General features: G+C 70.3%; 5 protein-coding genes and 1 pseudogene. 4 read left to right on the top strand and 2 right to left on the bottom strand.

The genetic code is table 11. The annotated features are described in order from the left end of the window. Both QHF85_RS39560 and QHF85_RS39555 read right to left on the bottom strand, forming a co-directional pair. Positions 1-366, bottom strand: a pseudogene (locus QHF85_RS39560) (hypothetical protein); the annotation flags it as partial. A gap of 152 nt (positions 367-518) precedes the next feature. Then, the gene (locus tag QHF85_RS39555) at positions 519-1,628 is read right to left on the bottom strand and encodes a DUF4215 domain-containing protein (RefSeq protein ID WP_281332604.1); all 1,110 of its coding nucleotides are present in this window, start codon (positions 1,626-1,628) and stop codon (positions 519-521) included. A 67-nt stretch (positions 1,629-1,695) separates the two neighbouring features. On the opposite strand from QHF85_RS39555, the gene QHF85_RS39550 reads away from it, so the two are divergent. From QHF85_RS39550 to QHF85_RS39535, 4 genes are read left to right on the top strand one after another with little or no spacing between them, the layout of a single operon-like run. Beyond that, a complete protein-coding gene (locus QHF85_RS39550; protein WP_281332603.1) occupies positions 1,696-3,798 on the top strand; it encodes a cytochrome c peroxidase in 2,103 nt (700 codons plus the stop codon). Continuing rightward, positions 3,795-4,304, top strand: coding sequence for a hypothetical protein (locus QHF85_RS39545; RefSeq protein ID WP_281332602.1), 510 nt, complete (start codon positions 3,795-3,797; stop codon positions 4,302-4,304). Before QHF85_RS39550 ends, QHF85_RS39545 begins: the two co-directional genes overlap by 4 nt. A gap of 37 nt (positions 4,305-4,341) precedes the next feature. After that, on the top strand, positions 4,342-5,259 hold the full coding sequence (locus tag QHF85_RS39540; protein WP_281332601.1) for an SUMF1/EgtB/PvdO family nonheme iron enzyme: 918 nt from the start codon (positions 4,342-4,344) through the stop codon (positions 5,257-5,259). A gap of 8 nt (positions 5,260-5,267) precedes the next feature. Further along, complete coding sequence (locus QHF85_RS39535) at positions 5,268-6,110, top strand: PhnD/SsuA/transferrin family substrate-binding protein (RefSeq protein WP_281332600.1); 843 nt, start codon at positions 5,268-5,270, stop codon at positions 6,108-6,110. Position 6,111 lies beyond the last annotated feature (1 nt).

Here is a 6,111-nt window from a genome sequence, read left to right as displayed (position 1 = left end):
GCCCATGCCGCCGACGCCGCCCATGCCGCCCATGCCACCGGCGCCGCCCATGCCGCCCATTCCGCCGGCGCCGCCCATGCCACCTTCGCCGCCGATGCCGCCGGCGCCGCCCATGCCGCCGGTCCCGCCTCCGACGCCGCCCGTGCCGCCGGTCCCGCCTCCGACGCCGCCCGTGCCGCCGGTCCCGCCTCCGACGCCGCCCGTGCCGCCGGTCCCGCCTCCCGTGCCGCCGGCCCCTCCTGCCGAGCCCTGGTCGATCTGCGAGCGATCCACGGTCGCGATGAGCTCGCAGCCCGAAGCGAGGGAAACGAGCCCCGCGGCGGCCAGCACGGCGCCAGTCAGGATCTTTGCGTTCTGCATCTTCATGAGGTGCCTCGAAGGGTAAAAGTCAGCCCGAATGGCCACGAGCGGCCTGAACGGCAAGCGCAATTGACAAACTTTCCCGCCGCTGTCAAGGATCTTGCCTCGCGGGCAGACCTTTGCAGGTCCCACGGTTCACACACGGAGCGGATTTTCATTCAATCGGTGGATCTGCAATCTGCCGCGCAGCCGTCGAAGCTCACGACATTCCCGTCGTCGCAGACCTCCCCCGCGTCGAGGATTTTGTCGCCGCATGTCGGAATCGTGCAATCGAGCCGACAGGCCGAGGGTGCGTCGCGGGACACGATCCGGGCCGTAGCGGTGCGATCGAGCACGATCGCGTCGCCGCTTCCGTCCACCCATTCCCAGCGGTCGATGCCCTGGAGGAAGCCCGGCACGACGTCGATCACCCACGCGCCCGGCGAGAGCAAGCCCGAGAGCGCGCCGCCGTCCGAGTTGCCGTCGAACTCCCAGTCCCCCCGCGCGGCCTTTGGATCGAGCAGCGAGAATTCACCCTTCGCGTCGTCCGTGACCGCGACGAACGTGCCCGCGGGCAAGCCGAAAAACGACATCTCGACGCGCCCGGGAGGCTGGATCTCTCCGGTCGTGTTCTTGTCGACCCCGTGGAGCGCGACGAGCCCGAGCAGGCCGTTCGGCGCGGCGTCACGATACAGAAAAAGCTTGCTCGCCCCGAGCTCCTCGAACCCCGTGTGCGCGCTCGCCGAGCCGTAGTCGTAAAACGATACGAGCGGCGAGGACCGCGTGACGGGCACGACGGGCCGCGCGAGCGCGCCTTGCAGGAGCAAAAAGGCCGGGCTATCGGCGTTCGCCGCACCCGCGTCGCAAGCCTCCACGCCCGCCTGGACGAAGCCGTCGCCACACGTCGCCGGCAAACAACGCGAGGGGCAATCGTCCGTGTCGATGTCATTGCCATCGTCGCAGACCTCACCCGGCTCGAGGATGCCATTGCCGCAGCTCGGGAGCGCGCACGTCGCCGTGCAGCCGTCGCCGGAGATCTGGTTGCCGTCGTCGCAGGCCTCGACGAACGCCCGGACGATGCCGTCGCCGCAGCGCGCGAGGACGCAGCCGGGGACGCACGCGTCGGTCCCGACCTCGTTGTGGTCGTCGCACGCCTCGCCCGGATCGACGAGCCCGTCGCCGCACGCAGGATCATGCCGCTCGGCCTCCGGGGCGAAGAGCGAGCTGCGCGCGCCGCACGCGGCGGCGAGGCCGAGGAGCGTCACGACAGCGAGAACCCGCGCGTGCATGCGAGCGACCCTACCACGATCGCTCCGCCTCTTGCCGCGCGCGCGGCGCTCCGATAGAGCTTTTCTCGTGGGTGGACCAAACCCTCGCCTTTTCGTCGCCCTCGCGATCACGATCGCCTCGCCCCTCGCTTGCTCGTCGCCCAAGGACACGCCCGACGCCTCGGCGCCCGCGCCTTCGGCTTCGCTTGCCCCCGCGGAGGCGACGAGCGCCGCGCCCACGCCGCCAAAGCCGCTTTCGCCGGCCGAACGGCAAGGCAGCGTGATCGCGCGGAGCCGAACGGGGGACGCGCTCTTCGTGGCGGACGAGGATCACAAGGTCCTCCGGCGAATCCCGCTCCCGCTCGCGCCGGGCGCCGCCGCGACCGAAGTGCCGCTGCCCGGCGCGCCGGCCGCGGTCCTGCCGATCGACGACGGGGTGCTCGTGACGATCCGCGATCCGGGCCTGCTGCTCGTGCTCAAAGCCGACGCGTCGGGCGCGCTCACCGAGGCGAGCCGCGTATCTTTGCCCGCGGATGCGTGGGGCCTCGCGGCGACGGCAGACGCGCGCCACGCGTTCGTGACGAGCGCCTGGACGCACACGGTCTCGAAAATCGATCTCGCAGCAGGAAAGGTCGTGTGGTCGGCCGACGTCGCGCGTGAGCCGCGGGGCATCGTGGCGCTCGGGAGCGGCGAGATCCTCGTGAGCCACCTCGTGGGCGCGGACGTGACGCACATCGGCGAAGCGTCGGGCGCGCCGGTCGTGGAGACGATCGGCGTGATGCCCTCGCCCGTGCGCGCGCCGTCGGGCAAGAAGGTCCACGCGTCGCTCGGGTATTCGCTCGTGACCTCGCCCGACGAGGCGCGGCTCTTCGTGGCGCGGCACGCGGTGGGCGCGCTCGCGCGACGATCGTGGTTCGGGCAGCCGACGGTGGACGTCGTGCTCCTGCCCGGGAAAAATGGCCGCGCGGCGCCCGAGCAGCTCGCCGCGACGCACGTGGGCGGATTGCCTGCGCAAAAAAGCCGGGTCGCGGATCTGACGATGACCGCGGATACGCCGGTGTCGATCCCGGGCCGCGACAAGGGCCCGTTCACGCAGCCGCGGGCGATGGTCTACCGCGCGAAATCCGACACGCTGCTCGTCGCGGGCGAGGGCGACGACGTCGTCGCCGAGCTCGACGCGGTCGCGCTCGATCCGACGCTCGCGATCGTGCGTATCTTCCAGGTGGGCCAGAAGTACGACCCGGGATACGGCGCGGCGACCGAATGCGGCGCGCCCTCGGGAATCGCGCTCTCGGCCGACGAGGACACGGCGTACGTGTTCTGCCGCTCGACGTACGACGTGGTCGCGCTCGACCTCGCCGCAAAGGCGCCCGTCGATCCCATCGTGCGGGACCGACAAACCCTGGTGCACCTCGCGGATGACACGCTCTCGGCCGAGGCGCAGAAAGGGCGGCGGCTCTTCTACAACGCGACGGATCCCATTCTGAGCGGCGGGCTCGGCTGCGCGGGTTGCCACCCCGACGGGCGCGACGATGGGCACGTCTGGCACGAAGCCACGTTCGACACGATCGACGGGCTCGGCACGAACTTCGTCGGCGCGTACGAAAACATCCCCGACCTCGCGAAGACAAAAGGTTTTCCGCGACGAACCCCGATGCTCGCGGGCCTCGTGAACGCGGCGGGGCCTTATGGCTGGCACGGCGAGAGCCCGGACCTCGGCGCGCGCATCACGGCCGGCATGGGCCTGCATCGCTGGGGCGGCATGCCGCAGAACATCGGCGGCGCCGCGGTGGGGCGCGCCTCGCTCGTCGCCGCATTCGTGCGCGAGGGCCTCGTCCCGCCGCCGCGGGAAAACCGCGAGCTCACCGACAAGGAAAAACGCGGGCGCGAGCTCTTCCTCAACAAAGGCACGAAATGCGCCCACTGCCACGTGCCGGAGACGCATTACACGGATCGCACGCCCTATCCGCTGAAGCGCTTGCCACCCGTGAGCGGATTCGACGACGAGTCGAAGCTGGAGCTCAAGACGCCCTCGCTCCGGTTCGTCGCCGGACGGGCGCCCTATTTTCACGACGGTCGCGTCTCGACCCTCGAAAAACTCGTCGAGATGAACGGCGATCGCATGGGGAACACGAGCCATCTTTCCGCCGAGGACCGCGAGGCCCTCGTCGCCTTCCTGAAGACCTTATGAGCCGCGCCCGGATCCTCGCCGCCCTCGTCTTCCTCGCGCTCCTGCCGGCCGCCAAGGCCGATCCGCCGGCACCGGCGAACGAGGAGGAAAAGCCGATCGATTTCGAGCCGATTCCCCTCGAGGAAGGCACGCCGAAGCCGCCCACGCCGGCCGAATGGCAAAAGGCGACGCGCGTGCGGATCACCCGCAAAGGCCCGCGCGCCGAGAATTGCCGGGCGTGGCGGGCGCGCGGCTGGCTCAAGGTCCATTGCGACGCCCAGACCACGGCCGCCTCGCTCGTCGGCGGCACGAACCGGGGCGTCTCGCTCTGGATGCCCGAGCCGAAGGAGGGCGTTCCCGCGCCTCCGTCGGGCCAGGTGATGTTCCCGATCAAGCCGGGCGACCGGCGGATCTTCGAGCTGTTCTCCTTCGGCGAGACCTACGGGGGCTCCATGGTCTCGCCGGGGCTCGTCCTGCAAGAACACTGGATCGAAGGGGAGCCGGCACCGACCCTCGTGCTGCGCTGACAAACGGTTTTTCTTTCGTCGTCGGAGGAATGTTTCCATGAAGGCTCTTCGTTTGCTCACGTTCGGCACCGCGTTCCTCGGCTTTGGCCTCGCAGCCGCGTTCGGCTGCGGCGGCGGCGCGCAGGAGGGCGGCGGCGACGTGAAGGCGCCGGGCGCAGGCGCGACCGAGGCAAAGCCGGCCGAGACGACGGCCAAAGCCGACCCGCCGACGACGAACGACCCCGAGCCGGCCAAGACGGCCGCGGCGACGCCCGAGCCCGCGAAGACGGCCGACGCCAAGCCGCCCGAGGCCCCGAAGGCCCCGTGCCCCGAGGGAATGGCGTTCGTCAAGGGCGGGTCCTACAAGATGGGCTTCCTCAAGAACGAGGCGAAGATCGCCGATTTCTGCTTCGACAAGGCGGAGGCCACGGCGAAGGAATACGAGGCGTGCGTCGGGTCGAAGAAATGCAACGACGCATTCGCGACCTGCGCGCCCGAGGCGACGTACAAGAAGCAGGGCAAGGAAGACCATCCGATGGTCTGCGTCGATTTCCAGCAGGCCATCGATTACTGCACGGCGCAAGGAAAACGCCTCCCCTCGGACGAGGAGTGGGAGTGGGCGGCGCGCGGCGGCGAGGAGGGGCGCGTCTATCCCTGGGGGAACGAGCCGCCGAAGGATCAGCTCTGCTGGTCCGGCGGGAAAGAGGGCCTCTTGAAAGGCACGTGTCCGGTCGCGGCGCACCCGGCCGGCGCGAGCAAGGACGGGCTGCTCGGAATGGCGGGCAACGTCTTCGAATGGACGACGAGCGCGCAGGACGCGAAGACGAAGGACCGCGTGGGCCGCGGCGCGAGCTGGCGCGACGGCATTCCGAACATGTTCCGCGTGGAGCGGCCGGGCCGGTTCCAGGTGACCTACCGGTGCGGCTTCCTCGGGATTCGTTGCGCGACGGCCCCCACCGAGGCGGCGAGCAAATAGGGGCGGCAATGGGGGGCCTCCGGTTCGTCCTGCCGCCCGCGCTCGGTCGCGCCAAGGCGGAGGCGCGCGCCGAGCTCATCCGCGCCGCGCTGGAGCAGAAGCTCGGCGAGCCCGTCGAGACGTACGTGGCCGCGAATTACGCCGACATCGAGGAGCGCACGGCCTCGGGCGAGGCGCACCTCGTCTGGGCGCCGGTCGGCGTGACCGCGAAGCTGCCCGCCGCGCGGGCGGTCTTCACGATCGTACGGGGAGGACAAACGAATTATCGATCCGCGATCGTGGCCCGGAAAAACGCAGGGGTCCGGCTCGCGGCGCTCGCGGGGACGAAGGCGGCGTGGGTGGATCCTCTCTCGGCCGGGGGGTATTTGCTGGCGATCGCGAAGCTCAGGGCCGAGGGGATCGAGCCGGGCAAGACGTTCGCGTCGCAGGTCTTCCTCGGCTCGCATCGGGCCGCGGTGGAGGCGGTCTTGCACGAGACGGCCGACGTCACGGCCGTCTCGTCGCAGAAGACGGACGCGGCGAGCATGGCGGAAAAACTCCGCTGGTATGCGGGGCCCGCCGGGGACAAACTCACGGCGATTGCTTTCACGGAGAGCTGCTTGAACGACGCGATCGTCCTGCCCGCGTCGCTCTCGGAGGCGAAGGCGATCGCGCTCGCGCAGAAGCTCGTCCCGACGACGCCGAGCGAGATTGCGCGGTCGCGGCTGCTCGCGGCGCTGGAGGCCGAGGGGCTCGTGCAGACGCCCCTCGAAGCGTATCACCGGCTCGCGCCGCTCTTGACGCCGCCGCCGGCGGAGGACCGCATCACGCTCGTCCCGCCGTCACGTTCGTCGCGGCCCTCGTGGCATTGAG

This window comes from Polyangium sp. 6x1 (assembly GCF_029946515.1).
Classification (GTDB): Bacteria; Myxococcota_A; Polyangia; order Polyangiales; family Polyangiaceae; genus Polyangium.
The sequence above is the reverse complement of the archived record's forward strand: the minus strand, read 5'-3'. Positions and strand labels throughout refer to the sequence as shown.